Origin of the sequence: Bradyrhizobium algeriense, from assembly GCF_003062295.1 — a bacterium.
Classification (GTDB): Bacteria; Pseudomonadota; Alphaproteobacteria; order Rhizobiales; family Xanthobacteraceae; genus Bradyrhizobium; species Bradyrhizobium algeriense.
In genome coordinates this window covers 1-25,520 of the sequence record NZ_PYCN01000043.1, presented here as the reverse complement: position 1 = coordinate 25,520, position 25,520 = coordinate 1, and the positions used below count along the sequence as shown (strand labels likewise).

Below are 25,520 nucleotides of genomic sequence, written 5' to 3'. Positions count from 1 at the left end.
GCGCAGCGCTCCCGAAAAGAGGGCGCGAGGGAGGATGGCATGAGGAGCGTGGACGAACTCACTGCGGCCGAATTGCTCGATGGTCTGCCTTCAAGAGTGCACGAGGTCTACGCGCCGTTCGTGCGGGACACCCCGGATCATCCGGCGTTCGTTGAAGGGGGACGTTCGTGGAGCTACCGGCAGTTCTCGCAAGCTGTCGACGCCGTGACGAAGGATCTCGCCGATTTGGGGATCAGGCCCGGTGATCGCGTGATGATTGCGAGCGAGAACAGCGTGGCTTTGGGAGCGATGCTCTTCGCGGCGAGCAAGCTCGACGCATGGGGCATTGCGGTTAATCCCCGCCTCTCGGCCAGGGAGATCGACCTGATCGGCACGCACAGCGGCGCCAGGCGCGTGCTGTTCAACTCGGCGCTATCAAAGGAAGCTTCCGATCATGCCAGCCGCGTCGGTGCGAAAATCGGCGCTGTGGGGCCATTCGGTGGAATCGGCATTGGTCCTCTCCATGCGGATGCGCAAGCGGAGCCCGTCGAGAAGGATGGCGCGTACCAGGTCGCGGGCCTTCTCTACACTTCGGGAACGACCGGTGCACCGAAGGGGGTCATGCTGAGCCACCGCAACCTGCTCTTTACCGCAAAGACTTCTGGAATCCTTCGCAAAAGCGGTCCGGCCGACCGCATCTACGGCGTGCTGCCGATGTCCCACATCGTCGGGTATTCGATCCTGCTGATTGCCACGATGATGCACGGCGGCACATTGTATGTTGTGGCCAAGGCCGATCCCGCTGCGCTGGCCCATGCCATAGCCGAGGAGGGGATTACGAGCCTGTTCGGTGTTCCTGCCACGTATCAGCGGCTGCTCGAACACAAGGCGGTCAAGGGCATCCAACGGCTCGATCGAGGCAAGCTGCGGGTCATGGCCGTCGCCGGCGCTCCGCTCGATCTCGATCTGAAGAAGCGGATCGAGGACGAATTCGGAATCCCGCTATTGAACAATTACGGCATAACCGAATGTTCGCCCGGCCTATCGGGTGTGCGTTCAGAACACCCTGTCTCAGACGAGTCGGTCGGCCCCTTTCTTCCCGGTATCGAGCACCGGATCGTGGACAGGCAAGGCATGAGCGTTGCGACCGGCGAAGTGGGCGAGCTGCACGTCCGAGGCCCCAACGTGATGCTTGGCTACTATCGCTCTCCCGAGCAGACGGCCGCGGCGATCGATAACCAAGGATGGTTCAACACAGGGGATCTGGCCCGGGTGAATGGCGAGGGCCACCTCTACATCGCTGGCCGCACCAAAGAGCTGATCATCCGCTCCGGCTTCAACGTTTACCCTGCTGAAGTGGAGGCGGTGCTGAATGCGCACGACCAGGTCGTCCAATCAGCGGTGGTGGGACGACCGGTTGATGGCAACGAGGAGGTCGTCGCATTCGTGCAGCTTCTGCCGGGCGCCAGCGTTAGCGCCGAAGATCTGAAGGCGTACACGGTCCAACAGCTCACTTCGTACAAGCGTCCGACCGAACTGCTCGTGCTCGACGCTCTGCCCTCGGCCTCCACCGGCAAGATACTCAAACACAAGCTGCGCGAGATGGCCATCGAACGAGGGGTTGCGAAGGCGTCGGATGCGGCAGCCGCGGGCTGACCGATGCACTTGCTGATGAGACGAAGCCGCGCCCGGAACAGAAAATCTCGAGGTAGCTCGGGATTAGGCAAAGAGAATGCCGGTGCGGTCGCAACGGCGCAGGCGACTATGTCGGTCACCAAAGCCGCACGGAAATTCAACGATTGATGAGCGACGCAACCCGTCGCCGCACAAGGGGGATGCCGATGTTCAGGAAGTCCATACTAGCAGTCGCGATCGGCGTGACGATTTTCGGCGCGAACGCGCGTGCGGAGACGCCCGGCGTCGCGAGCGCCGAAGTGAAAGTGGGGGCTACGTTCCCGTTTAGCGGTCCCGCGTCGCCGCTTAGCAATACCGGGAAGGGTCTGATCGCCTACATCAATTCGATCAACGAGCGCGGTGGCATCAACGGCCGCAAGATCAATCTCATCACCTACGACGATGCTTACAGCCCTCCCAAGACGGTGGAGCAGACCAGGAAGCTGGTCGAGAGCGATGAAGTGGCCTTCCTGTTCGGCCCGCTCGGTACTCCCGGCATCGGCGCCACCATCAAGTACGTCAACGCGAAGAAAGTCCCTCATCTGTTTGTTGTGAGCGGCGTCACCAAATTCACGAACTTTTCTGAATTTCCGATGACCACCACAGGATTGCCCAGCTATGACACGGAAGGGCGAATTTACGCGAAATACATCACCCAGGCCCGGCCCGATGCAAAGATTGCGATCCTGTATCAGAACGACGATTTGGGTAAGGATTTCCTCAATGCATTCAAAGGCTACCTGAAAGGCGACTTCGATAAGAAAGTTGTAGCGTCCTCGTATGAAGTCACCGAGCCGACGATCGATTCCCACGTGGTGAAGTTGAAATCGTCTGGCGCAGAGGCGTTCCTGGTTGCCGGCACGCCGAAGTTCGCGGCTCAGGCTATCAAGAAGGCCGATGAGGTTGGTTGGAAGCCTCTGTTCCTGATCAATTTCGTTTCGAGCTCGGTCTCTTCAACCATCGTTCCCGCGGGACCGGAAAAGGCGGTGGGCATCATCGCGGCAACGATCACCAAGGATCCGAACGACAAGAAGTGGGCCGACGACCCCGGTATCAAATGGTACCGTGACCATTTCGCGAAATACCTGCCGGGCGCCGACATCGGCGATGCCAACTATCTATTCGGCACACAGCAGGGACAGATCCTGGAACAGGTGCTCAAGCAGTGCGGTGACGACCTTTCGCGCGAGAACATCGTCAAGCAATCGCGGAACATACGCGGCTTGTCGCTCCCAACTCTCATACCGGGTGTTACGATCAACACGGGCCCGGAAAGCAGTATGGCGTACACGCAGCTGCAGCTGCAGCGCTGGAACGGCAGCACGTGGGATCAATTCGGCAAGGTTCTCAGCGCCGAGGAAAAGTGAGCTTACCTTTTGAATGAGCAAGGCGGGTGATCGGAGCCCGCAAAGCTACTAACTGAATCAAGGAGCATGAATGTCCAGCGACGCACTTTTCCGGCCCTTCGTGCTGAAAGGGCTGAACTTGCCGAACCGGGTCGTGATGGCGCCGATGACGCGCTCATTCTCACCGGGCGGAATTCCGACCGAAGACGTCGCGCGCTACTACCGCCGTCGTGCCGAAGGAGCGGTCGGGTTCATCATATCGGAGGGTACGGGCGTGGATCGTCCGGCATCCCTGAACGATCCGAATGTTCCCCGCTTTCATGGCGAGAAGGAGCTGGCGGGGTGGCGGCGTGTGGTCGACGAGGTGCACGCCGCGGGCGGCCTGATGGCGCCGCAGCTATGGCACGTCGGGGCCGTTCGCACGCGCGCCCAGAATTGGTCTCCTCCCGGTGCCTATGACAGTCCGTCCGGCCTGTCGCGACCGGAGAAGAAGTTCGGCGAGCCGATGAGCGAGGAGGACATTGCAGACGCCATTCGCGCTTTCGCCGACGCGGCGCTTGCGGCGAAGCGCCTGGGGTTCGATGCCGTCGAATTGCACGGCGCGCACGGCTATCTGATCGATCAGTTCTTCTGGGAAGGTACCAATCGCCGAGAGGATACCTACGGAGGCAAGGACCTGCCCGGCCGGGCCCGGTTTGCTGCTGATATCGTCCACGCGGTACGCAAGTCGGTCGGAACGGATTTTCCGATATTGCTCCGGATCAGCCAGTGGAAGCAGCAGGACTATGAAGTGAAGCTGGCCGATACGCCTCGCGCATTGGAAGTCTGGCTCAAACCCCTGGTCGACGCGGGAGTCGACGTTTTGCACTGCTCACAACGGCGCTTCTGGGAGCCGGAGTTCGATGGCTCCGATTTGAATTTCGCCGGATGGGCGAAGAAAGTGACGGGCGTACCGACGATTTCAGTCGGGTCGGTCGGCCTGACGGGCGAATTCATTGCCGCATACGGTGGAGAAAGCTCCCGTCCGGCATCCCTCGACGAGTTGATCCGCCGCCTCGATCGCGAGGAGTTCGATCTCGTCGCGGTGGGCCGGGCGCTGCTTCAGGATCCGCAGTGGCTACTGAAGGTACGTGACGGCCGGACGGAAGAACTGATGGCTTTCGAACGGACCGCGTTCGCGGCGCTGAGCTGAGCGATGAAAGGTTCGAGGCAGGGCGCATCGCCACTGAATAAGGGCTGTTCAAATCTTTTGTAGCCAGTGTTTTGGCGGCCGTTCCAAGCTGGCTGGCAAGGAATAATCGGCGGCACGCCAGTCGCCCGGAAAAGCCTGCGTGTGATTGCGCAGTCACCTGGGAGCAATTCGGAGACCAGCAAATGAACGACACAAAACCCCAAGTCGGGCAGATCCGCACCGAGGTGCATGGGCACGTCTTCAAGATTATCATCGACAACGTGGCGAAGAAGAACTCCTTCAGTCCGCAGATGATGGCGCAGATGTCGGATGCGATGACGCTTCTCGACCGAACGGACGACTACTGGGTCGGGGTACTCTGCGCCGAAGGCCCGGATTTCACGGCCGGACTGGATATGCCGAAATTCTTCGGGCCCAAGGCTGAGAATACCGAGATCAAGCCTGGCAACATCGATGCGTTCGCGCTGAAAAGCCGGTGCCGCAAGCCGATCGTGACGGCAGTGCAGGGGATCTGTTTCACGATCGGCATCGAAATGATGCTGGCTGGCGATATCGTTGTCGCGGCCGATGACGCCCGGTTCTGCCAGATGGAATCCAAGCGCGGGATCGCGCCGCTTGGTGGTGCCCACTTCCGGTATTTGACGCGGGTCGGCTGGGGAGATGCGATGTATCACCTGTTCTTGTGCGACGAGTTCAATGCGGCCCGGGCGCATAAGATCGGGTTTGTTCAGGAAGTTGTCGCTCCCGGCCAACAGATTGCCCGCGCAATGGAGATTGCGGACCTGATCGCCAGGAACGCGCCGATCGGCATTCAGGTAACCAAGGAAGCCGCGCTGAAATACATCGAGGCCGGTGAAAAAGCCGCGATCGATTACATCCCAAAGATCAAGGATCGCGTTTTCAGCAGCGAGGACATGAAAGAAGGCATCCAGTCTTTCGTGGAACGGCGCTCGGCAGTATTCCGCGGGAAATAGAGATCCCGCGGACCACATAACCGCGCAGCAGAACTTCGGCCACAAGAGGATTGACCATGGGAAGCATCAAGAAGGCATTCGATCTCACTGGCAAGAATGCACTTGTTACAGGCGGCTCCCGCGGCCTTGGGCTGCAGATCGCCGAGGCGTTAGGTGAGCAGGGGGCTCGGGTCGTGATTTCCTCTCGCAAGGCGCCAGACCTGGAAAAGGCCCAGGCGCATCTTGCCGGTCTCGGCATCAAGGCGGAGTGGATCGCAGCGGATAATTCCAAAGACGAAGACGTCAAGCGGCTCGCGGACGAAACAATCAAGAAGCTCGGACGGGTGGACATTCTGGTGAACAACGCGGGCGCAACCTGGGGCGCGCCGACCGAGGATCACCCGATCGAGGCGTGGGACAAGGTAATGAACCTGAATATCCGCTCGCTGTTCCTGCTCAGCCAACGGGTTGCGAAGCGCTCGATGATTCCCAACAAATATGGCCGCATTATCAACCTTGCCTCGATCGCGGGCCTGTTCGGAAGTTCCGGAGATATGCAGATGGTCGCCTACAACACGAGCAAGGGCGCGGTCGTTAATTTCACGCGGGCCCTGGCGGGTAGTTGGGGGCGCTACGGAATTACGGCCAATGCTCTGGCGCCCGGCTTTTTCCCGTCGAGGATGACGAAGGGCACGATCGAGGCTGTCGGGGTCGAAAAGCTCGCCGCCGGCGCGCCGCTGCGCCGCATCGGCGACGAGGACGATCTGAAAGGCGCCGCGGTTCTCTTCGCCAGCGACGCCGGCAAGCACATCACCGGTCAGATCCTTGCCATCGATGGCGGTCTGACTTCGGTGATATCGGGCTAGAGAACCACCAGCGTCAGAGTCTCGGCAACCAAGGCCGGCGTTTGGCTGTTCTCGATCGCGTTGCTCTTGATCAGCAAACGCCCGTTGTCCTTCGGCTCGACGCTGATCATGGAAAGCTGAAGGCCTTTGCCCCAAGTGCCGCGCCGGCTGCGAAACTCCACACCAGTGGCGGTCGTTAGGGTCAATACCGACGTTCGCTTTGGTGCTCATTCCGGACTAAAGCCGGATGGTACGCGCGATCAGCCCAGGCACAGGCCCAGGAACGGCTCGCGGAACTCCGCGGCCGAACGAAATCGCTTAACCCGCAAATCGGCAGTGCATCGCAATGAATCATTGGAGGATCTAACAGATTGGCTCACGCGAATGTCCCGTGCCGTTGCATCGCCGCGGCAAAAGATACTAACCCGGAAATCGACAAGATATTCGAGCGCTTCGGCGTGCAATGATTGGCAGCCATGGTTGTGAGGAACGTTCTCCCCGTCGCTGGGCATGTAGCTCACTGAATTGGTTTGTTTGCCCGTGGCCGTACAGCCTGTTGACGCGGTCACCGTAACCAGGCGGACCCGGCTCTCGCTGGTCTACCCCGTCTGCTGAATGGCCATGTCGTATGCTTCGATCGTCGCCTTGGCGCGAACGGCCACCTCCGCCGCCGTCATGCCGGGCTTGTAGAGGCTGCTGCCGAGGCCGAATGCGAGAATGCCCGCACTGATGTAGTCCACGAAGTTCTTGTCGGAGACGCCACCCACGGCGGCGATCATCAGGTCTGCGGGAAGAACGGCGCGAATGGCGGTGATGCCCGCGGCGCCAAGCACGCTCGCCGGAAAGAACTTGAGGCTGGAGGCCCCCGCCTTGGCGGCAAGCAGCGCCTCCGTCGGGGTAAAGACGCCGGGCATCGTGACCATGCCGTGCGCCCGGGCGCGGGCAATGACTTCGGGATCGACGTTGGGGGTTACCAGGAGCCGGCCGCCAACGTCATGGAGCCGCTCGACGGCTTCCAGCGTCAGGACGGTGCCGGCGCCCACCAGGGTTCCGGCGGGGGCCTTCTTGACCGCGATCTCGATGGAGCGGAATGGATCCGGCGAGTTGAGCGGGATCTCGATCGCGGTCATGCCGTTGTCGACCAGCACGCTGACAATATCCTGCGTTTCCTCGGGCCTCACGCCGCGCAGGATCGCGACCAGCGGCCGCTTCATCGGGGGGAATGGGACAACGCTCATCGTCTGATCCTTTATACGTTCCAAATCGATTCCGCGGCCATCGAAAGGCCGCGACGGACGGCGTCCTCGGCTCCGATTGATCTGACAGGAACGGAAACCGTGTCAAATGCCAACTGATAAAGCATCTGGAGTCGCCCTGACGCCACCAACGTGATGCCGGTGCTGGGTACGTCTCCGGCGAGGCCCGCCGCCAATTCGAGACCGATCAACGTTCCCGATATTTTCTCACGTGCCGAGGCTGGCGTGCCGCCATAAAGGAGCTGACCCGATCGCACCTGGAACAGCAGATTGGCGGCGAAGGCAGGCGTCTCAAAGGCGGCAATAACCGCCGACTTGAAGGCGTCGATATCTTCCGCTTGATCGGCGCCGGTCACCGCGTGGGACAGGATCGTCTCTCGCGAGATGACGTCGAACAGCTCTCCCGTCATGAACGTGGCGAACCGTTCGACGATACCGCCATTCGCCCTGACCCACTTCGAATGGGTGCCCGGCATGCATACGACCGCATCGTCAGCCGCGTCCGCGCCCAAGGCGCCGAGCAACTGCGTCTCCTCGCCCCGCATGACATCCGGCGCCCTGGGGTCTCGCTGCGCGATGCCGGGGAGGATGCGGATGTCACGGTCCTGTCCCGGCACCGGGACGGCATGCTTGAGGATCGATGCGAGCCGCGCCGGCGTGTCGACATAGCCGGCTTCAACCCATCCCTGTCGGGCGCCGGCCATGCCGCAGACGACAACGGGCAGCCCAGGCGCGGCGCTGACGGCTTCCAGATGCGATTGCAGCACGGTCGCGAAGCCGAGCTTGCCCGCCGCCATCATGCCCTCGTGGCTGCGGCGTTCCCCCAGTACGTTGCCGGTCCGGTCGACGAGCCAAAGCCGAAAACTGCTCGTGCCCCAATCGACCGCGACATATGCAGCCTGTCCCATTCAATCCGTCCCAGTTCTATCAGCCCCAGTTCTATCAGAACCTTGTGGAGATCGTATCACGCCGGTCTGCCGGCGAGCTACGCTCGCTTTGTAATTGATTTGCAGGGCCGCAATCAGCATGATCCGCAGTCATGCGGTGCCCCGCTGTTTTCCGCGGCGTGGCATCGCCAACGCGCGCACGTCCGCAACAATGCGGCACAACAACAAAAAACAAAGACTTTGGAGGATGCTATCGTGATCAATCTCCCTTTTAGAAGCGCCGCCATGGGCTTTGGTCTGCTGATTGCGGCGCTTTCGCCGCAGGCCCATGCGCAATCGGCCCCGAAGACCGTGACACTGGTCGTCCCGTTCGCGGCCGGCGGCGGCACGGATACCGTCGCGCGCCTCATTGGCGAGCGGATGTCGCGCACGCTCGGCCAGACCGTCATTGTCGAGAACGTGGTCGGCGGCGGCAGCACGCTGGCCAATGATCGCGTCGCCCGATCGGCGCCTGACGGTTCGACAGTGCTGATCAATCACGTCGCGCTGCTCGCGGCGCCGAGCCTGTTCATCAACCTGCGGTACGATACCAAAACGGCGTTCGAGGCGGTCGGCCTCGTCAACAACGCGCCGATGGTTTTGATCGGCCGCAAGTCGATCCCAGGCTCAGGGCCAAAGGACTATGTGGACTGGATCAAGGCGCAGGGCGACAAGGCGAACTTCGCGCACGGTGGTCTCGGGACCAACAGTCATTTGTGCGCCGTGATGATGGGCAATGTGCTCGGCTTCAAGCCGACGGTCGTGGCTTACCGCGGGTCGGCTCCGGCCATCTCCGATCTGCTGGCGGGGCAGATCGATCTGCTGTGGGATCAGGTGACCAATGCGCTGCCGCAGATTCAGGCCGGAACACTTCACGGCATCGCCATTACGTCGCCGCAACGTCTTGAGCAGTTGAAGGACGTGCCGACCACCGCCGAGCTCGGCATGCCCGAGGTCAGCTATTCGATGTGGCATGGGCTCTACGTGGCGAAGGGCACGCCCAAGGAGACCATAGCTGCGCTGAACTCGGCGCTCCGCGCGGCTCTGTCCGATCCCGTCCTGCTGGAGAAACTGAAGCAGCTCGGAACGCTGCCGTTTCCCGACAACGAGTTGTCGCCCGAGGCGCATGCGCGCCTGTTCGCCGCCGACCTGCCGCGGGTGGCCAAGCTCGTCGAAAGCTCAGGGATCAAGGCGAGCGAAGCGAAGTAGGGCGGCATGCGCCGCGGGAATCGCGGGGCTGAAATCGGCGCGGCTCCGTCACACGATCAGATCTTGCGGCGCGAGGGTACTGACAGCGTTACCTGGCTGATTCCACCATTGTGCAGACATCTCGATCGGTTGGTCTGGCTCTGAAATCGCCGGCGCCGCACTGGTTGCTGCAGCGTTTTCGGCGGAGCTGATCGACGCCGGGATGTCCTCTGCAAGGTCGATGACGTCAGGAGTTCTGACGTCGGACATCTTGTCCTTGAAGTGGAACGCGTCGTCGGCACCGTTGATGGTGATTGTCACCACCTGTGCGGTGCCGTCGATGGTGGTCACTGTGAAGCAGTCGGTCAGCGTGTCGCAGTCGTCGAGCGCCTGCACTTCGCAGTTGGCATTGTCGAGCTTGTAGGTCCAGACGCCATCCGCCGTCATCGTGAAGGTGCCATAGCCGGTATCGCTCGCCTTCGGCGAGCACACCGCCGTGAAGGTATTGGGTGTGTTGTCGACATCGGTATCGGTAAGCGCGCCGGTGGCGATCGGCGTACCGTATGTGCAAGCGCCAGCTTCGGTTACTGAGCCGGTCGTGGCGCCACAAACGACGGCAGCGTCGTTGGCGCCGTTGATGGTGATCGTTACCACCTGCGGGGTGCCGTCGATGGTTGTCACCGTGAAGCAGTCGGTCAGCTTGTCGCAGACATTGAGTGTCTGCACTGCGCAGTTGGTGTTATCGAGCGTGTAGGTCCAGACGCCATCCGTCGTCATGGTGAAGGTGCCATAGCCGGCCGTGCTCACCTTTGGCGAATCGACCGCCGTAAAGGTGTTGGGAGTGTTGTCGACGTCAGTATCGGTGAGCGTGCCGGTCGCGGTCGGTTTACAAGATACGGAATTGGCCGCGCCGCCAGCCTCGATGACCGAGCCTTGCTTGGTTCCGCAAATAATGGCGGCGTCGTTGGTGCCATTGATGGTAACCGTCACCAGCTGCGCGGTGCCGTCCAGGGAGGTCACCTTGAAAGTGTCGGTCAGCTTGTCTCCGATATTTAGTGCCTGCACCGCGCAATTGGCGTCGTCGAGCGTGTAGGTCCACACGCCGTCCGCCGTCATCGTGAAGGTGCCATAGCCGCCATCGCTGACCGTCGGGCAATCAACCGCCGTAAAGCCCGGTGCGTTGTCCACATCGGCGGCGGTGAGCGTGCCGGTCGCGGTAGGCAGGTCGCACTTGGTGCCGCCGTCCTCGGTCACGGAACCGGTTGTGGTGCCGGAAATGACCGCTGCGTCGTTGGTGCCGTTAATGGTGACTGTCACCACCTGGGGGGTGCCGTCGATGGCGGTCACCGTGAAGGAGTCAGTCAGTTTGTCGCCGACATTGAGTGCCTGCACCGCGCTGTTGGAGTCGTTGATCGTGTAGGTCCATACGCCGGCCGCCGTCATCGTGAAGGTGCCGAAGCCGCTCGCGCTCACGGCCGGAGTGTCAACCGCCGCAAAAGCATTGGGCGCGTCATCGACGTCGGTGCTGGTGAGCGTCCCGGTGGCACTCAGCGTACCGAGCGCGGCGTTGGCGACGGCGCTGGCCTCGATCGCCGTGCCATTGGTGGCGCCGGAGATGACGGCCGCGTCGTTGGTGCCGTTGATGGCAATCGTAAAGGGTTGAGCGGCCGAGAGCGTGCCGTCGGATACGGTGATCGTGAAGTTCGTGGTCGTGGGCTCGGTCAGCGCGTTGATCGCGTCATTATCCGGAACGTACGTATAGGCGCCGGTCGTGCTATCGACATAAAGCGTGCCGTAAGGACCAACCTTCGATACATCGTAGGTTACCCCGTCGATGACGGTGCTGCCGCCGGTTCCCCCGCTGATGCTGAAGGTCAGCGTGGCGCCACTGTTGGGGCTGCTGGCAAGGAAAGTGCCGCTTGTCGCGGTGAAGAGGTCAAAGACCGTCGTGTCGATCTCGGTCGGCCCAATCGCCGCATTCAGCGTCGGCGGCGTTGGCGGTGGAGGTGGAGGTGGGATTTGCTCGATAATCATCTCCGGGGCTGATGCGAGGATCACAGCAGGCAAAGCAGGCAAATCCTGCACCGGGGTCGAATCATCGATCGGGATGAAATTGATCGGTTGCGCGGGCAGCTGCTCGAGGGGAGGAGGAGTGCTTGATCCCGTCGACCCCAGTCCTTTTTCGAAGATGGCGAGCGCTTCCTGCTGGGCCGCCTGCAATTCGGCCATTCGCGCCGCGGAGTTTGTGCTCTGACTGACGCTGACCGAGGACCCCTGCGAACGCAGGATGATGGTCTGCCCAGGATCCTCAACGAGGAAGTGTCGAGGGATCACTTCCTTGGTGATCAACTCGAATGCGCCGTGCTCGAGATCCTTGTATGTGATGTTGCCGTCGTCCAGGAGTGTGACGTTCGGCTCGGCGGCCTGGGCCTGTTTCATCATCGAGAATGTCAGTGCTGTGAGCCACAGCAAGCCGAACCCGCCGGCATGGGCCCGGGTTCGGGGATCGCCGAGTGTGGCTTGAGCGGCAGTGCCGTCGGCAGGCCTCAGGCCGCCGAAACCGGCCGCCGTCCGAATGTTGCCGATGATGCGGGGAAGTAGGGCCGCAGCGGCCTTACGTTTGTACCCGGTCTTGGCGTGGAACCCGACGAGCATGGCCAACCCCCGACTGCCACTTATCTCGTGTGCATTTTCGTGGTCTGGCTTTACCCAGCCCTTGAGGTCAAAACATCTGCGCGCTGCCAGAAGGCTGGCAGCCGAGACTCCTGTTCCAAACTACCCAATCTATGGGCGTTAGGCTTTAGGCTCAAAAGGAGTAATCCTTTTGAACGGATGGTCGATGGTGCCCGACATCGGGTCTAAGGTTGGGGTCTAATGTCGCCTTGGCCTTCGGTTCAAAGAGCCGGTGAGCGGTCTCTCGGACAAGATCTTCTCGGGAAGGGGGGATCATGCGCACGCAAGCAATTGCCGCATTGGTGGCAGGATTCGTTCTGACGGCGGGCGGGCTTTTCGCCGGACCGGCTCACGCGCAACGCGATATCGCCAAGCCCGCCGTTCAGGATCTCGCATCAAAACCAATTGGAAAAGTTGTTGTCGCCACAGGTTCGGTCACGATTGAGCGTGCGAATGCGGTGGTCGTTCAGGCGAGCACCGCAGGTCAAGCTGGTCAGGCGAACGTAGGCGATCTCGTCTATCAGGGCGATATCGTTGTAACTGGCGCCGACGGCCGGGTCGGCATCAACTTCACCGATGGCAGCTCCTTCAACCTGTCGAACAATGCGCGCATGGCTTTGGACGAGTTCGTGTACGATCCAAAGAGTGCGTCCAACTCGACCTTGTTCAGTCTGAGCAAGGGCACTTTCACTTTTGTCGCCGGCCAGGTCGCGAAGACCGGGGATATGAAGGTCGATACCCCAGTTGCGACCATGGGCATTCGAGGCACGACACCACGCGTCGAAATTTCGGATGACGGGACAGTCAGATTTTCGACGCTCATTGAAGAAGGCAAGAGCAAGGGCCCGCGAAAGCCCGGAGCACCAGCGATACAGCAACCCGAGCAAAAGCCCTATCCAAAATCAAACCTGAACATCTGTCGCGGATGCTAGGCCCATTCGCGGTGCGGGAGGCTCGTCAGCCAACCATGTCATGGACTTCAATCGACGGTCGCCCCTTCGCCAGCGTCGGGAACGGAGAGCCTGATATGAAATGCAGAGCGAGCCGACGCGTCATTCAGCGGCTCGCGCCTGCTTTTGCCTTGGTGCTGTTCGGGTCGCTGGCTGCCGCGCAGAGTCCCAAGAAGAGCGACTATCTCGAGAACATTACGTCATGCAACGGTTCGGATCGCACGTCGTTTGCAGTCCGAATCAATGGTTGCACAGCGTTTATCGATTCCGGTCAAGGTACGGCGAGGGCGCGCGCGATTGCCTATAACAATCGTGGCAATGCCCATATGGCAAACGGAGACATTGATCGCTCTCTCCTGGATTTCGATCAATCGATCAAGCTCGATCCGACCTTCGCAAAGGCCTTCAACAACCGCGGCGCGGCCTACTTGAGGAAAGGCGAATACGACCTCGCCCTCAAAGCTCTGGACGAAGCGATCAAGCTCAACCCGAACTACGGCAGAGCATTCGTCAACCGTGCCGGAGTCTACCTGAAAAAGAACGAGTACGATCGCGCGGCGCGGGACTATGACGAGGCCATTCGCCTCGATCTCAATCTGGAAGCCGCGTGGAGCGGCCGCTGCTGGACCCGGGCCATCCTTGGCCCGTTGCAGGCGGCGCTCGAAGACTGCAGCAAGGTGCTTCAGTCGTGGCCCAACGACGCCGCCACGCATGACTCGCGTGGGCTGATCCACCTGAAGCTGGGACGGGCTGACGCGGCGATCGATGATTTCAGTTCCGCGCTGCGTGTCGATCCGAAGCTGGCGAGTGCGCTCTATGGGCGCGGGCTTGCCAGGCTCAAGAACGGAGACAAGGCTGGCGGCGATGCCGATATTTCCGCGGCAAAGGCCATCCGGGCCGGGATCCATGATGACTTTACGCGCTATGGCGTGCGCGTGAGTAACTGATCAGCCAGGTTTGGCGCGAAGAAGATCCGTTCCAATAAGCCCGCAAGCAATGCGGCATTCGGCTGGCGGGCCGAGATGCTTACCGCTCAGCCTTGGTTCGGATCGGAGCGTCTTCTTCCTGCAGAATTCGCACGGCTGCTCCTTCCAGGTCGTCATATTGTCGGGTCTTGAGCGACCACATGAAGGCCGCGAGGGCGGCGAGGCCGAGCCCGAGCGCGATGGGTATCAGGTAAAAATAGTCCTTCATTCGGCAGCCTCCATCGTGGCTTCGGCCGGAATCTGCGCAACGCCGGCAGTGCTTTGGGCGGTCCTTTGTCGGCTCTCGAGGCGAAGCGCGTTTGCGACCACCAGAATGGACGATCCCGACATCGCCACTGCCGCAACCAGCGGCGTCACGTGGCCAAGGATTGCGATCGGCACGGCGACGACATTGTAGGCAGTCGCAAGGGCGAGGTTCTGGCGAACGAGCCGGCCGGCCCTTCGTGCGATGGAGATCGCCAGAGGCACCGCGGCCAGGCTCTCATGCAGGAAAACCATATCGGCGGCGTTGCGTCCGACGTCGGCCGCGGAAGCCGGCGCCATCGATGCATGCGCGGCCGCCAGCGCCGGCGCGTCGTTCAATCCGTCGCCGACCATCAGGACCTTGCGGCCGGAAGCCTCGAGCGCTGCGATGTGCGTGGTTTTGTCGCCGGGCAGCGCGGCGGCAAGCCAGGGAACGTCGAGCTCGGTTGCGATCGACCGTACCGCGATCTCGCGATCGCCGGAAATCACCTGAACCCGGAATCCCATATCCTTGAGCTCGGCGACCGCCGTTGCCGCGTCTGCCCGCAGCCGGTCCTCGAAACGAAAATCCGACAGGCGGTCGCCGTCCTTTGCGAGCACGACGGATTCGTTGCCCGGCATGCAGCCTGCCTCAGCCGTGCCGGCGAGCGCCCATTCCGGCCGGCCCAGCCGGTAAACTGACGCGCCCGAACGCGCCTCAAGTCCATATCCAGGATGCTCGGAAATCTCATCGAACGCGGTATCAGGCGCGGGAAGGCCGGTGCCCGCTTCGACCAGCGCGCGCGAATAGGGGTGGCGCGAATGCGCAGCCAGTCCAACGGCAATTGCGGTCGTCTCGCGGTTTGTATCGTGCGATCCGATCAGTCGTGGGACGCCGACCGTCAGCGTCCCGGTCTTGTCGAACACGACCGTGTCGGCTTCGGCGAGACGCTCAAGAGCGCCGCCGTCCTTCACCATGATGCCGGCATCGAACAGCCTGCGCGCCGCGACCACCTGAACCATCGGCACCGCGAGACCGAGCGCGCAAGGGCACGTGATGATCAGCACGGCAATGGCTGTCGTTATCGCATGATGCACGTCGGCGGTTGCGATGAGCCAGCCGACAAACGTCATGAGCGCCGTCAGGTGAACCGCCGGCGCATAGAGGCTGGCGGCGCGGTCCGCGATGCGGCGGTAGCCGGAGCGTCCCTGCTCGGCGGCTTCCATCATCCGCACCATCTCGCCAAGGAACGAATCGCGTGATGTCGCGGTCGCGACAATGGTCAGGGGGCCCGTCAGATTCAGCGTTCCTGCCCGCAGCACAGAGCCTGCGGCCACCGGGACGGGCACGTGCTCTCCCGATACCAGCGAGACGTCCATTTCCGATGCCCCCCTGGTCACGGTCGCATCGACGGGCACGCGTTCGCCGGCCGCCAGCAAGATCGTCATCCCGGTACGAATTTCGTTCGTCGGAAGATAATGCCGCGAACCGTCCTCCTGCAGCACGAATGCGCCACGTGCAGAGAGCCGCGCCAACCCCTTTACCGCAAGCCGGGCGCGTTCGCGCACCATGTGGTCGAGCGTGCGTCCCACCAGCAGAACGAACAGCAGGGAGATAGCCGCGTCGAAATAGGCGTGCGGGCCATGCACCACCGTCTCGTAGAAACTCATGCCGAAGGCCAGCAGCACGCCAAGGGAGATCGGCACGTCCATGTTTGTGCGCCCGTGCCTCACGGCCTGCCAGGCCGATCGGAAGAATATCCGGCCGGAATATGCCAGCGCGGGCAGCGCGATGATTGCCGACAGCCAATGAAACAGGTTGCGGGTCTCGGCTTCGGCGCCGGCCCAGACGGATACTGAAAGCAGCATGATGTTGCTCGCAGCGAAGCCCGCGACAGCTAGCGCGCGGACAAGTTCTGATCGTGCGCCATCCTTGCTGTCGGGCTCGAAATCGAACAGATGCGCCTGGAAGCCGGCCTGTTCGAGCGTCTCGATCAGCGGCGGCGGAGCTCCGTCGGCTCGCCAGCGGACGGTTACACGCCTCGTCGAGAGATTGACGCGGGCGCTTTCCACGCCGGCCAGCCCGCCGAGGGCCTTCTCGATCGTCCGAATGCATGCGCCGCAGTGGATTGCGGGCGCCGACAGATCGGTTTGGCGCACACCGTCGGCGACGATGCGGCTGGCGAGCAGCACTTCCTCGCCGGCTGCGCGCGCATCCGGCGGCAGCGCTATCAATCCCGCTTCTGAACCGCAACAACCCATTGGAAACAACTCCCGGTGCCGCGTGTCAAACTTGAGGCCGCATCGTCCGGTACGCGTGCCAGCTTCCGTGTCCCAGCACCGGGAAAATCACTATCATTCCCAGCAGTCCGGTCGCGATGCCGACCACGATCAACGCCAGCATGATTGCCGCCCAGGTCAACATGACGGGCAGATTGTTCCAGACCAGGGCCATGCTGGTGCCCATGGCGGTCAATGCATCCGTGCGCTCCGACAGCAGCATCGGGATGGAGAAGGCGCTGATCGCAAATGCAAACGCCGCAAACAGGCCGCCGACGGCGCTGCCGATCAGCAACAGCGCCCAGCCGACCTCTGTCGTGAACAGCATGGGAATGATGCGGTCGGGGCCGGGAAAAGGCCGCAGGCCAAAAAACAGCGCATACAGGATGACAGCGGCGCGCATCCACAACAGCGTCAACAGAAACAGCAGCACGCCTGCGAATAGAACCTGGCCGCCAGACTCCGGCCTGACGTAGACCATCTGCCACAGGTTGACGGATCTACCCTCTGCGATGCGCCGGCTCTTTTCGTACAGTCCGATCCCGATTATCGGACCGACGACCATGAAACCGGCAAACGCCGGGAGCAGGATGTAGTCGAGGCGAAGCGCGAATATGCCGACGGTGGTGACGACGGAAACCAGAAACACCAGGATGCCGTAACTGATGCTGGCTCCGGGATAGATCGTGAAATCGCGCCAGCCGGCCGCAAGCCAGTCCAGGGCCACTGCGGGGGCGATGTTTCGCTTCCAGGTCTGCTCTCGCTGCAGCGGTGGAACAACGGCCGGTATCGGCGTCATCATTGGTCTCCTGCTATCTCATCGCGGTGTGCATGACGATCTTGCCGCGCTGAACTTTCCGTCCTTCGCAGAGCCCTCGCCCTGGCGCACATGCGCGACACAGTCCGGCTGGGACACGACGGCCATATAGACAAGGTGCGAATTGGCGATCAGCATCAGCAACAGCCCGGCGCCGATCGCGAGCCAAAGAATGGCCCTTGTCCTGGTGTGCTTCGTCGCTGCGCCGGCTTCGCTCATTGTGCGCTCCGGCGGAGATCAAACAAATAGAGCGCAAGAATCTTGCGGTCGAGCGGGGAGAGCCGTCCATCCCAACTCGGCATATGGCCCTGCCGGCCGCTCCACACTGTCGTGTAGATAGACTCGGCATCGCCGCCATAGATCCAGAATCGATCCGTCAGGTCCGGCGCCCCGAGTTCAGCGTTGCCCTTCGCGTTGTCGCCATGGCAGGTGACGCAATTGGCGGCGAAAACGGCCTTGCCGGCCTCGATTTTTGCAGCGGGCACTTCCTTTGCCACAGCAGGGTTGGAAAGGCTGCGCACGTAATTCACGACGCTGTCGATTTCGTCCTTCTTGAGCAACTGATCGCGCCCGAAGGCCATCATTTGCGATGTCCTGCTTTTCGGATGAGCGGAATTGATGCCGACGCGGATCGTCTCGGCGATACTCTCGGGATCGCCACCCCAAAGCCATGACGCCGTCGTCAGGTTCGGAAAGCCATTGCCGCCCTGTGCTTTCGTTCCATGACATGCCGCGCAATTGTCGCCGAACAGCGTTCGGCCGGTCTGTAGCACCTTTTCCATCAACCGAGGATCGGCCTGGATTTCCTTGAAGCTTTCAGCCTCGATCCGTTTGGTCCATGCGCCGCGTTCGATGGCGGCCTCTTTCAGGCTTTCACTGACAATGGCACGCTGATCGATACCGAGCAGGCCCTTGGTATAGGTTACACCGAGCGGCCATGCCGGCATCAGCACCCAGTAAACGACGGAGAACAAGGCCGTTACGATCAGGAAGAAATAGACCGGCCGAGGCACCGGCGAGTTCAATTCCTTGATGCCGTTCCATTCGTGACCGGTGGTCATGTAGCCGGTATGCGGATCGCGTTCGTCTACCGCCATATCTGATCCCTGTGCGGCTTGTCCTCGTCCCCGAGAATCGATTGCGCCGCCTCGTCGAACTGCTTCTTGTTCGACGGCCAGTACGCATAGGCGACGATGATGATCGAAAGCGCGATCAGATAGAACAGGCCAAATGACTTCGAGAACCAGACCACAAAATCGTTGTCCATGATCAACCTCCTGCGGCTGCGACCGGCTTGTGCGCAGCGTCAGTCAGCTTGCCGAGAATCTGCAGGTAAGCGACCAGAGCATCGAGTTCGGTCAGCTCGCCCGACTTGCCGTCGAAGGCGCGCACATTGGTCGCCGCGCCGTAACGCTTGGTAACGCCTTCTGCGTAGGGCGTATCGGGCGCGGCCTGTCCGTAGGCATCGGACTTCGCGTTGGCAATCATGTCATCGGTGTAGGGCACGCCGACCTTGCGAAGCGCAGCCAGATGAGCGCCAAGGTCGTCATGGCGCAGTTCGGTACGGCCGAGCCACGAATAATGCGGCATCACCGATTCCGGGACGACGTCGCGCGGATTGTTGAGATGCCTGACGTGCCATTCGTCGGAATATTTGTTCCCCATGCGCGCGAGGTCGGGCCCGGTCCGCTTCGATCCCCAGAGCATGGGATGATCGTATTTGGATTCGACGGCGAGCGAGTAGGGTCCGTAGCGTTCCACTTCGTCGCGCAACGTCCGGATCATCTGCGAATGGCAGGCGTAGCAGCCTTCCCGGACGTAGATATTGCGGCCTGCGATCTCGAGCGGCGTATAAACCCGCATGCCCGGGGCGTCTTCGACGGTCTGATGGATCGTGAACAACGGTATGATCTCGACCGCACCGCCGATGGCGGCAACGCCGATGATGGCGAGCACCAGGCCGATGGTCTTGCGCTCGAGCTGGTAATGCAGGTTGAACATGCCGTCACTCCGCCGGTTGAGGCGCGGAGACGCCTGCGGGCGCGGGAACGGGACGATCGGCAAGCCGCTGGTCGGCCGGCTGATCGGCCGTCCGTATCGTCATCCAGATATTGTAGCATGCGACCAATGCGCCGATCAGGAACAGCAGGCCGCCGATTGCGCGAGCGATATAATAGGGACGCATCGCAACCAGGGTGTCGACAAAGGAATACGCGAGCGTTCCGCTTTCATTGTAGGTCCGCCACATCAGCCCCTGGATGATGCCGGAATTCCACATCGCGAACACATAGATTACCGTTCCAGCAAGCGCGAGCCAGAAGTGCACCTCCACCAGCCGACCCGAATACATCCGTTCGCGCTTCCAAAGCCACGGCACCGATGCATAGATCGCGCCGAAAGTGATCATTGCGACCCAGCCGAGCGCGCCAACGTGCACGTGGCCGACGGTCCAGTCGGTATAGTGCGACAGCGAGTTGACGGGGCGAATGGCCATGAACGAGCCTTCGAAAGTGACGATGCCGTAGAAGACCGCAGCGACCATCATGAAGCGCAGGGTCGCGTCGTCGCGCACCTTGTGCCAGGCGCCATTCAGCGTCAGCAGCGCGTTGCCGGCCGACGCCCATGAAGGAACCAGCAGCATGACCGAAAACGTCACGCCGAGCGTCTGCACCCAGTGCGGAAGCGCGGTGTAGTGCAGGTGGTGCGAACCCGCCCACATGTACATGAAAGTGATGCCCCAGAAGCTGATGATCGACAGCCGATAGGAGAAGATCGGGCGGCCGGCACGCACTGGAAGGTAGTAGTACATCATGCCGAGGAAGCCGGCGGTCAGGAAGAACGCGACCGCGTTATGCCCGTACCACCACTGCGTCATCGCATCCTGCACACCGGAAAACGCCGAATAGCTCTTGGCATGACCGATTGAAACCGGAATGGCGAGGCTGTTGACGATGTGGAGAATCGCCACGACCAGGATGAAGGCCATGTAGTACCAGTTCGACACGTAGATATGCGGCTCCTTCCGGCGAGCCAGCGTGCGCAGATAGAGGATGAAATAGGTCACCCACACGATGTCCAGCCAGATATCGGCATACCATTCCGGTTCGGCGTATTCCTTCGATTGCGTGACGCCCATCAGATAGCCGGTGGCGGCGATGACGCAGAACAAATTGTAGCCGAGGAGCACGAACCATGGGCTCAACTGGTCGGGCAGGCGCGCGCGGGACGTGCGTTGCAGGACATAGAACGACGTCGCGATCAGCGCATTGCCGCCGAAGCCGAAGATGACGCCGGAGGTGTGCACCGGACGGAGGCGTCCAAAGCTCGACCAGGCAGCGTCAAAAGTCAGGTCCGGATTGACGAGCTGCCAGGCAATCCAGTCGCCGACGAAAAGTCCGGCGACGACCCATGCCATAGCCAGGATAATGCCCATTCGGCTGGGATCGTCGAAATACCGGTCGAGGCGGTCTTCGCCAGGCTCCGGTGTGTAGTACCCGGAGATGACCCAGAAGGCTCCCGCGAGCCCCGCCAACAATACAATAGCCCCGTGAACGCCCAGGGGATCACTTTGTCCGGCCACCGCCATGGCGAATCCACACAAGGAAATCGCCAGCAGGATAATGAGCGCAAGTTGTCGCTCGTACGTTGTCAATTGAGCGATCATGAGTTGCAGCCCCTTTGAAGCAACGTGAGGTTGATTTAGCGAACCATGCCAATCCGATGTATTGGAGCGCAAGAACAATTCGCATGGATGACAGTATCCAGAGAACTGACATCGACGACTTGATCTAGGTCAACAATCGCGACGTCAGGCGGCATGTCCGAGCCTGTTATGGGCTAACACATTATGCGAGTTCGGCCTTCGCCTCGACGGGCGGCCGCGATCTCTCAGGAGCAGCCGAAGGCTGATCGCAGCCTGTGCATCGAGCATAGACCACACATAAAAAGGCGGCCGCTATGCATTCGCCGCAACCGGGATTGGGAATTTTCGTGCTGGCGAACAGCACAGATAAGCGCCGCCACGTACCTGGTCGGGCGCAAGGTGCGCAAACAGCGACGGCGGAGGCTTTTTCAAGCTCTCCGCCGTGCCGGCTTCTCGTCTTACATAATTGCGAGCCTGTCTTGCCGAAGGCTAGTCCAGCTTCACGTTCGCTTCCGTCGCGACCTTGCGCCAGCGCTCGATTTCCACGGACACCATTTTCGCGAATGCGGGACCCGTGACATCGGGAACGTCGGAGCCGTTACGCTCCCAGGCCTCCTTGACGGCGGGCGTCTGCATGGCCTTCTGCAGTTCCTTGATCATCTGATCGACAATCGCCGGCGGCGTGTTCTTCGGCGCGAACAGGCCGTACCAGGTCGACACTTCATATCCGGCCAGGCCAGCTTCCGCGGCGGTCGGAAGATCGGGGAAGGCCGGCACGCGTTTCGGCGCGGCGACGGCAAGCGCGCGCAACTGTCCGGCCCTGATGGGCCCTGCCGACGAGCCAAGCCCGTCGAACACCACCGGCACGTGGCCGGCGATGAGATCCTGCATCGCGGGACCGGCCCCGCGATAGGGAACGTGCTGGATGCTGGTCTTGGTCAGGATCTTGAACAGCTCGCCCGCGAGATGATGCGTGGTGCCGGCGCCGGCGGAGCCGTAGTTCAATTTGCCCGGATTGGCTTTGGCGTAGGCGATGAACTCGGCGAGCGTCTTGGCGGCGACCTTGTCCGGATTGACGACCACCACCTGCGGCGGCCGCGCGATCAGCGCCACCGCGATAAAATCCTTCTCGATGTTGTAGTCGAGGTTGGGATAGAGCGAGGGCGCAATGGCGTGATGCGCCGCGCCCATGAAGAAGGTGTAGCCGTCGGGAGCTGCCTTTGACGCGAGCGATGCGCCGACGGTGCCGCCGGCGCCGGCGCGGTTTTCGATCAGCACGCGCTTGCCCAACTGGGTATCGAGCTGGGCCGCCAGCGGGCGGGCAAAGGCATCGGTGCCGCCGCCGGCCGCGAACGGAACGATGAAGGTGATCGGCTTCTCCGGCCATGTTTGGGCCTGGGCCTGGCCGGCCATGGCGGAAACGACCGCCAGGAGTGTAAACAGCGCGTACCCGACAACTCTTGGTTTCACAGCATTTTCCTCGGCTATTGCAGATTGGCGTCCGCTGTCAGCGGCGCGGTTGTTTTTGCCTCGCTGGTTCCGGCGTTTAGCCGGAATGGACAGGGGGCAGCGGGACCCTACCGTATGCAAGATGCCACGCGTGATCCATTAAAATGATGGGTCGGAAACAAGGCGGCACCGGGGCGTTTGGTCGCTGCCAATGAGCCTCGGGGCCAATTGTTCTGGTGTGGCACGCGCCAGCTATCCGACAGGAGGTTGGCGCACGCGCTTATCGCGCTGGTGGCGGGGCCGAAACTCCGGGATCAGCAGCACGGGAAACAGCAAGGGCGGGCAAATTTCGGCCTCCTGCGTCGGCCCAAATGGACTTCGGTTGCAAAGATAAATATGCTCACCCTGGGTCTGTGGGGAATGCACTTATGAAATGCCGTGCTGCTGCGATCGCAGCTTTGTTGTGTACGATTTTTGCCGGTTCGAATGCGGATGCGCGCGGGCCTTACGGTTCGATCAGCATCGGCAACTGGCAGGGCGGGGCCTACACCAACGACCAGACCGGATCTTTCTCGCATTGTGCCGCAGGCGCCCGATACGCCAGCGGCGTCTACTTCATGGTGACGATCGACGGCAATGGCGGGTGGGGTCTGGGGTTCATGCATGAGCAATGGACGCTCACGCCAGGACAGGCCTTTCCGTTGACCCTGACATTCGATGGACAGCAACCGTTCAATGTCCATGGTGTCCCGATCGGCGACAAAGTGGTTCGCGTGCCGATGCCGAGCAATTCCGCGCTCATCGCCCAATTCCGAAAGGCGAAGGGGATGACGGCTTATACGCAAGGGCAGCTCTTCCAGTTCAGCCTCGATCAGACCGGACAGCTACCGCCCATTTTGGCGAACTGCGTCGCCAAGGTCAGGCAATCGGGCGTGGCCAGTGCCGGCGATTTCTCGGTCCTTCCCGCAGCTAAGGCGGTCGCTGTGGCGGCGCCGGACTCTGCGCCGGCCAAGCCCGACAGACTGTTTGACCAGAAGGGCACCGGATTCCTTGTGAGTACGAACGGACACCTCGTGACCAATGCGCACGTGGTGCAGGGTTGCGTCGGCGACATCCAGGGCAATCCGTCCGGTGAGGCGCCCGCCAAACTGCGCCTGGTGTCGAGCGACGAGACCAACGATCTCGCCCTTTTGCAGGTCACCGGCTCGTTCAAGGACATCGCCAAAATCCGGGACAAGGCGATCCAGTCCGGCGACAGCGTGGTGGCGATCGGCTATCCCTTCCATGGGCTGCTGACATCGGATTTCACGGTGACGACCGGGATCGTGAGTTCGCTCAGCGGCATCCTGAACGACACGCGCTTTCTGCAGATCAGCGCGGCCATTCAGCCCGGCAACAGCGGCGGGCCGCTATTGGCCTCGAGTGGCGACGTGGTCGGCGTGGTCGCGGCCAAACTGAATGCCATCAAGTTCGTGAGGGCCACGGGCAACATTCCCGAGAACATCAATTTCGCCATCAAGACCGGGGCGCTGCGGGACTTTCTCGATAACAGCGTGGTGCCCTATCAGATCTCCGACGCCAAGGACGAGTTGAAGACGGCCGACGTCGCGCGCAATGCGCGGGCGTTTACGTTCCTGATCTCCTGCAAAGCCAAGGCGAAAGAAAAAGAGACGGCGAAGAATTAGAGCGCCCGACGGCGCTCGGCTGCGCGGACATCCGCCGCGCGCCACATGACGATCCGTTAGCTGGAAACCTGGGTGCGGGACCCGCCGGAAGGCCGGTGGCCTTCAGGCCATTCAACGCCTACCGCGAATTGCGGCCATGCGCGGTCTGGGCAGTCCAGATGCTCCAGCTCACGCTGGCGAGGCTTCGCTGGTCCGTCGCAAGCGGCCGCCGGGTCTGCCGTTCATAGGCGGCGATGATGTGCTGCGACTGCCGGATCTTCTGCTCGAGTTCGGCAATCGCCTTCTGGGTCTTGCCGGTCCTGCTCGATTGGGCAGGCTCGCCCACCGTGAACCTCGCGGTCTCGATGTTCTTCAACATCTCGCGAAGCTTCTTGAGCTGGGCGCGGTGCCACGCAATGGCGCTGTCACTATCTACCGGCATGCAAACCCTCCTGATTCGTGGCCGAATCTAGCACGCATGAGGCAAGTTGGGCCAAGGGGGAACCCCGCGGGCCATCAGGGCCCACTGGTTTCGCGAGGCATGGTCCGGCCGTTCCCGATTTCGACCCCATTTTGCCATCGAAGCGACCGCGGGCGAGCCTTCAAACAACAAACTTGCATGGTGATCTGTGACCAGCGCGGTCTCTCTTATCCTCCTGACGGCAGAATGCCGGACTGGCGCAATGGAGCGTGCGATGAGCGAAGTTGAATTCGATCGAACTGTCGATGCCGTGCGGAAGGAAATCGCGCCTGCACCGGCGTTGTATTCGTTGACGGGGTTGCGGGCTTCCGCCTGGCGGGCGAAGGCCGCCGACGACAAGCCCACGTCCCGACGCCACGCTCCCATGGCCAGGATTCGCCACGTGGGCGAGGGGCGGAAGCGATACAGGTGAAACGATACGGGATGAGCTAATGGAACGATCGGTGTTCGAAATCGTGAAGGCGCCGCTGGGCTGGTCGGTATTTGCCGACAACGTCAAGATCGGCGGCGTCTACGATTCGCGAGGCGCCGCCCTCGAAGCCGCCGCACTGGCCGCATCCTATACGATCAGCGACGGCGTCGGCGTTCAGATCAACGTGCCCGGCGCGGAGGAAGAAAAGCCGCGATGGGCCGTCGCGTTTGATATCGCGAGCTCCATCCTGCCGACGAGGAGCGGACGCGAGCGAAGCGGCTCACGGTAAAGCCCAAGTGAAGGCAATCGCTCGACTTTGACGGATAGCCCCCACTCCGTGGGAGGACTTTCAAACTATAGCGTTTTCGAGCGAAGTGGGTACCGGTTCGCGTGAAGAAAACGCGTCAAAACAAGAATCTAGAGCTTCGGTTCTGATTCAATCAGAACCGATAATGCTCTAGGGTCTGTTGGGATTCAGGATTCTCATCCGGGCTTGGTTGTGATTCAAGCTGCGGATGGACCGATTCGTTTTGACTGACGCCCAATGGGCGAAGATGGAACCGCTTTGTCTCGGCAAGCCGAGC

General features: G+C 61.5%; 23 protein-coding genes. 10 read left to right on the top strand and 13 right to left on the bottom strand.

Translation table 11 applies throughout. The features are described from left to right. Nucleotides 1-39: 39 nt before the first annotated feature. The 5 genes from C7G61_RS38040 to C7G61_RS38020 all read left to right on the top strand — a co-directional run bounded on the left by C7G61_RS38040 (nucleotide 40) and on the right by C7G61_RS38020 (nucleotide 6,010). Nucleotides 40-1,635, top strand: a complete 1,596-nt coding sequence (locus C7G61_RS38040; protein ID WP_108522776.1) for a class I adenylate-forming enzyme family protein — start codon at nucleotides 40-42, stop codon at nucleotides 1,633-1,635. 185 nt (nucleotides 1,636-1,820) lie between these two features. Further along, complete coding sequence (locus C7G61_RS38035) at nucleotides 1,821-3,020, top strand: ABC transporter substrate-binding protein (RefSeq protein WP_108522790.1); 1,200 nt, start codon at nucleotides 1,821-1,823, stop codon at nucleotides 3,018-3,020. A gap of 70 nt (nucleotides 3,021-3,090) precedes the next feature. Next, nucleotides 3,091-4,191 (top strand): NADH:flavin oxidoreductase, encoded by a 1,101-nt coding sequence (locus C7G61_RS38030; RefSeq protein ID WP_108522775.1) that lies wholly within the window; start codon nucleotides 3,091-3,093, stop codon nucleotides 4,189-4,191. A 182-nt stretch (nucleotides 4,192-4,373) separates the two neighbouring features. Then, a complete protein-coding gene (locus C7G61_RS38025; protein WP_108522774.1) occupies nucleotides 4,374-5,165 on the top strand; it encodes a crotonase/enoyl-CoA hydratase family protein in 792 nt (263 codons plus the stop codon). 56 nt (nucleotides 5,166-5,221) lie between these two features. Then, nucleotides 5,222-6,010 carry an SDR family oxidoreductase gene (locus tag C7G61_RS38020; RefSeq protein WP_108522773.1) on the top strand — a complete coding sequence of 263 codons (789 nt, stop codon included), beginning with the start codon at nucleotides 5,222-5,224 and terminating at the stop codon, nucleotides 6,008-6,010. Nucleotides 6,011-6,588: 578 nt separating this feature from the next. On the opposite strand, the gene C7G61_RS38010 is transcribed toward C7G61_RS38020, so the two are convergent. Together C7G61_RS38010 and C7G61_RS38005 are read right to left on the bottom strand one after the other, a co-directional pair. Further along, nucleotides 6,589-7,227 (bottom strand): 2-dehydro-3-deoxy-6-phosphogalactonate aldolase, encoded by a 639-nt coding sequence (locus C7G61_RS38010; RefSeq protein WP_108522772.1) that lies wholly within the window; start codon nucleotides 7,225-7,227, stop codon nucleotides 6,589-6,591. An 11-nt stretch (nucleotides 7,228-7,238) separates the two neighbouring features. Beyond that, a complete protein-coding gene (locus C7G61_RS38005) occupies nucleotides 7,239-8,153 on the bottom strand; it encodes a 2-dehydro-3-deoxygalactonokinase (protein WP_108522771.1) in 915 nt (304 codons plus the stop codon). A 234-nt stretch (nucleotides 8,154-8,387) separates the two neighbouring features. Here C7G61_RS38005 and C7G61_RS38000 point away from each other — a divergent pair, with 234 nt between their 5' ends. Then, a complete protein-coding gene (locus tag C7G61_RS38000; protein ID WP_145963760.1) occupies nucleotides 8,388-9,380 on the top strand; it encodes a tripartite tricarboxylate transporter substrate-binding protein in 993 nt (330 codons plus the stop codon). Nucleotides 9,381-9,428: 48 nt separating this feature from the next. Here C7G61_RS38000 and C7G61_RS37995 read toward each other — a convergent pair whose 3' ends face one another. Then, nucleotides 9,429-12,014, bottom strand: a complete 2,586-nt coding sequence (locus tag C7G61_RS37995) for a VCBS domain-containing protein (protein WP_108522769.1) — start codon at nucleotides 12,012-12,014, stop codon at nucleotides 9,429-9,431. 293 nt (nucleotides 12,015-12,307) lie between these two features. Here C7G61_RS37995 and C7G61_RS37990 point away from each other — a divergent pair, with 293 nt between their 5' ends. Then, nucleotides 12,308-12,964 carry a FecR family protein gene (locus tag C7G61_RS37990; RefSeq protein WP_108522768.1) on the top strand — a complete coding sequence of 219 codons (657 nt, stop codon included), beginning with the start codon at nucleotides 12,308-12,310 and terminating at the stop codon, nucleotides 12,962-12,964. 95 nt (nucleotides 12,965-13,059) lie between these two features. Next, entirely contained in the window at nucleotides 13,060-13,929 is an 870-nt protein-coding gene (locus C7G61_RS37985; protein WP_108522767.1) for a tetratricopeptide repeat protein, read from the top strand. A 79-nt stretch (nucleotides 13,930-14,008) separates the two neighbouring features. Here C7G61_RS37985 and ccoS read toward each other — a convergent pair whose 3' ends face one another. The 9 genes from ccoS to C7G61_RS37940 all read right to left on the bottom strand — a co-directional run bounded on the left by ccoS (nucleotide 14,009) and on the right by C7G61_RS37940 (nucleotide 22,400). After that, nucleotides 14,009-14,176, bottom strand: coding sequence for a cbb3-type cytochrome oxidase assembly protein CcoS (gene ccoS / locus C7G61_RS37980; protein WP_108522766.1), 168 nt, complete (start codon nucleotides 14,174-14,176; stop codon nucleotides 14,009-14,011). Beyond that, nucleotides 14,173-16,452, bottom strand: a complete 2,280-nt coding sequence (locus tag C7G61_RS37975) for a heavy metal translocating P-type ATPase (protein WP_108522765.1) — start codon at nucleotides 16,450-16,452, stop codon at nucleotides 14,173-14,175. Before C7G61_RS37975 ends, ccoS begins: the two co-directional genes overlap by 4 nt. Nucleotides 16,453-16,477: 25 nt before the next feature. Continuing rightward, nucleotides 16,478-17,269 carry a DUF2189 domain-containing protein gene (locus tag C7G61_RS37970; RefSeq protein WP_108522789.1) on the bottom strand — a complete coding sequence of 264 codons (792 nt, stop codon included), beginning with the start codon at nucleotides 17,267-17,269 and terminating at the stop codon, nucleotides 16,478-16,480. Between the two features lie 18 nt (nucleotides 17,270-17,287). After that, nucleotides 17,288-17,506 carry a hypothetical protein gene (locus C7G61_RS37965; RefSeq protein WP_108522764.1) on the bottom strand — a complete coding sequence of 73 codons (219 nt, stop codon included), beginning with the start codon at nucleotides 17,504-17,506 and terminating at the stop codon, nucleotides 17,288-17,290. Beyond that, nucleotides 17,503-18,384 carry a cytochrome-c oxidase, cbb3-type subunit III gene (gene ccoP / locus C7G61_RS37960; protein ID WP_108522763.1) on the bottom strand — a complete coding sequence of 294 codons (882 nt, stop codon included), beginning with the start codon at nucleotides 18,382-18,384 and terminating at the stop codon, nucleotides 17,503-17,505. The genes C7G61_RS37965 and ccoP overlap by 4 nt, the downstream gene beginning before the upstream one ends. Further along, nucleotides 18,375-18,554, bottom strand: a complete 180-nt coding sequence (locus tag C7G61_RS37955; protein ID WP_420836828.1) for a cbb3-type cytochrome oxidase subunit 3 — start codon at nucleotides 18,552-18,554, stop codon at nucleotides 18,375-18,377. Before C7G61_RS37955 ends, ccoP begins: the two co-directional genes overlap by 10 nt. A gap of 2 nt (nucleotides 18,555-18,556) precedes the next feature. Beyond that, nucleotides 18,557-19,288 carry a cytochrome-c oxidase, cbb3-type subunit II gene (gene ccoO, locus C7G61_RS37950; protein ID WP_108522761.1) on the bottom strand — a complete coding sequence of 244 codons (732 nt, stop codon included), beginning with the start codon at nucleotides 19,286-19,288 and terminating at the stop codon, nucleotides 18,557-18,559. A 4-nt stretch (nucleotides 19,289-19,292) separates the two neighbouring features. After that, entirely contained in the window at nucleotides 19,293-20,951 is a 1,659-nt protein-coding gene (ccoN, locus tag C7G61_RS37945) for a cytochrome-c oxidase, cbb3-type subunit I (protein ID WP_108522760.1), read from the bottom strand. A 468-nt stretch (nucleotides 20,952-21,419) separates the two neighbouring features. Continuing rightward, nucleotides 21,420-22,400, bottom strand: coding sequence for a Bug family tripartite tricarboxylate transporter substrate binding protein (locus C7G61_RS37940; protein ID WP_244608665.1), 981 nt, complete (start codon nucleotides 22,398-22,400; stop codon nucleotides 21,420-21,422). 407 nt (nucleotides 22,401-22,807) lie between these two features. Here C7G61_RS37940 and C7G61_RS37930 point away from each other — a divergent pair, with 407 nt between their 5' ends. After that, nucleotides 22,808-24,064, top strand: a complete 1,257-nt coding sequence (locus C7G61_RS37930; protein ID WP_108522757.1) for a S1C family serine protease — start codon at nucleotides 22,808-22,810, stop codon at nucleotides 24,062-24,064. Between the two features lie 118 nt (nucleotides 24,065-24,182). Here C7G61_RS37930 and C7G61_RS37925 read toward each other — a convergent pair whose 3' ends face one another. Then, nucleotides 24,183-24,485 (bottom strand): hypothetical protein, encoded by a 303-nt coding sequence (locus tag C7G61_RS37925; protein ID WP_108522756.1) that lies wholly within the window; start codon nucleotides 24,483-24,485, stop codon nucleotides 24,183-24,185. Between the two features lie 470 nt (nucleotides 24,486-24,955). Between C7G61_RS37925 and C7G61_RS37915 the strand changes: the two genes are divergently transcribed. Next, nucleotides 24,956-25,225 (top strand): hypothetical protein, encoded by a 270-nt coding sequence (locus tag C7G61_RS37915; RefSeq protein WP_108522754.1) that lies wholly within the window; start codon nucleotides 24,956-24,958, stop codon nucleotides 25,223-25,225. Nucleotides 25,226-25,520: the final 295 nt, after the last annotated feature.

Bases quoted from the DNA above. Each gene is read 5' to 3' on its own strand.
- C7G61_RS37995 (WP_108522769.1), bottom strand. From the start codon at position 12,014: ATGCTCGTCGGGTTCCACGCCAAGACCGGGTACAAACGTAAGGCCGCT.
- C7G61_RS38025 (WP_108522774.1), top strand. From the start codon at position 4,374: ATGAACGACACAAAACCCCAAGTCGGGCAGATCCGCACCGAGGTGCAT.
- C7G61_RS38040 (WP_108522776.1), top strand. From the start codon at position 40: ATGAGGAGCGTGGACGAACTCACTGCGGCCGAATTGCTCGATGGTCTG.
- ccoN (WP_108522760.1), bottom strand. From the start codon at position 20,951: ATGATCGCTCAATTGACAACGTACGAGCGACAACTTGCGCTCATTATC.
- C7G61_RS37990 (WP_108522768.1), top strand. From the start codon at position 12,308: ATGCGCACGCAAGCAATTGCCGCATTGGTGGCAGGATTCGTTCTGACG.
- C7G61_RS37925 (WP_108522756.1), bottom strand. From the start codon at position 24,485: ATGCCGGTAGATAGTGACAGCGCCATTGCGTGGCACCGCGCCCAGCTC.
- C7G61_RS37930 (WP_108522757.1), top strand. From the start codon at position 22,808: ATGAAATGCCGTGCTGCTGCGATCGCAGCTTTGTTGTGTACGATTTTT.
- C7G61_RS37955 (WP_420836828.1), bottom strand. From the start codon at position 18,554: ATGGACAACGATTTTGTGGTCTGGTTCTCGAAGTCATTTGGCCTGTTC.
- C7G61_RS38030 (WP_108522775.1), top strand. From the start codon at position 3,091: ATGTCCAGCGACGCACTTTTCCGGCCCTTCGTGCTGAAAGGGCTGAAC.
- C7G61_RS38035 (WP_108522790.1), top strand. From the start codon at position 1,821: ATGTTCAGGAAGTCCATACTAGCAGTCGCGATCGGCGTGACGATTTTC.
- ccoP (WP_108522763.1), bottom strand. From the start codon at position 18,384: ATGGCGGTAGACGAACGCGATCCGCATACCGGCTACATGACCACCGGT.
- C7G61_RS37970 (WP_108522789.1), bottom strand. From the start codon at position 17,269: ATGACGCCGATACCGGCCGTTGTTCCACCGCTGCAGCGAGAGCAGACC.
- C7G61_RS38010 (WP_108522772.1), bottom strand. From the start codon at position 7,227: ATGAGCGTTGTCCCATTCCCCCCGATGAAGCGGCCGCTGGTCGCGATC.
- C7G61_RS37965 (WP_108522764.1), bottom strand. From the start codon at position 17,506: ATGAGCGAAGCCGGCGCAGCGACGAAGCACACCAGGACAAGGGCCATT.
- C7G61_RS38005 (WP_108522771.1), bottom strand. From the start codon at position 8,153: ATGGGACAGGCTGCATATGTCGCGGTCGATTGGGGCACGAGCAGTTTT.
- ccoO (WP_108522761.1), bottom strand. From the start codon at position 19,288: ATGTTCAACCTGCATTACCAGCTCGAGCGCAAGACCATCGGCCTGGTG.
- C7G61_RS37985 (WP_108522767.1), top strand. From the start codon at position 13,060: ATGAAATGCAGAGCGAGCCGACGCGTCATTCAGCGGCTCGCGCCTGCT.
- ccoS (WP_108522766.1), bottom strand. From the start codon at position 14,176: ATGAAGGACTATTTTTACCTGATACCCATCGCGCTCGGGCTCGGCCTC.
- C7G61_RS37975 (WP_108522765.1), bottom strand. From the start codon at position 16,452: ATGGGTTGTTGCGGTTCAGAAGCGGGATTGATAGCGCTGCCGCCGGAT.
- C7G61_RS37915 (WP_108522754.1), top strand. From the start codon at position 24,956: ATGGAACGATCGGTGTTCGAAATCGTGAAGGCGCCGCTGGGCTGGTCG.
- C7G61_RS38020 (WP_108522773.1), top strand. From the start codon at position 5,222: ATGGGAAGCATCAAGAAGGCATTCGATCTCACTGGCAAGAATGCACTT.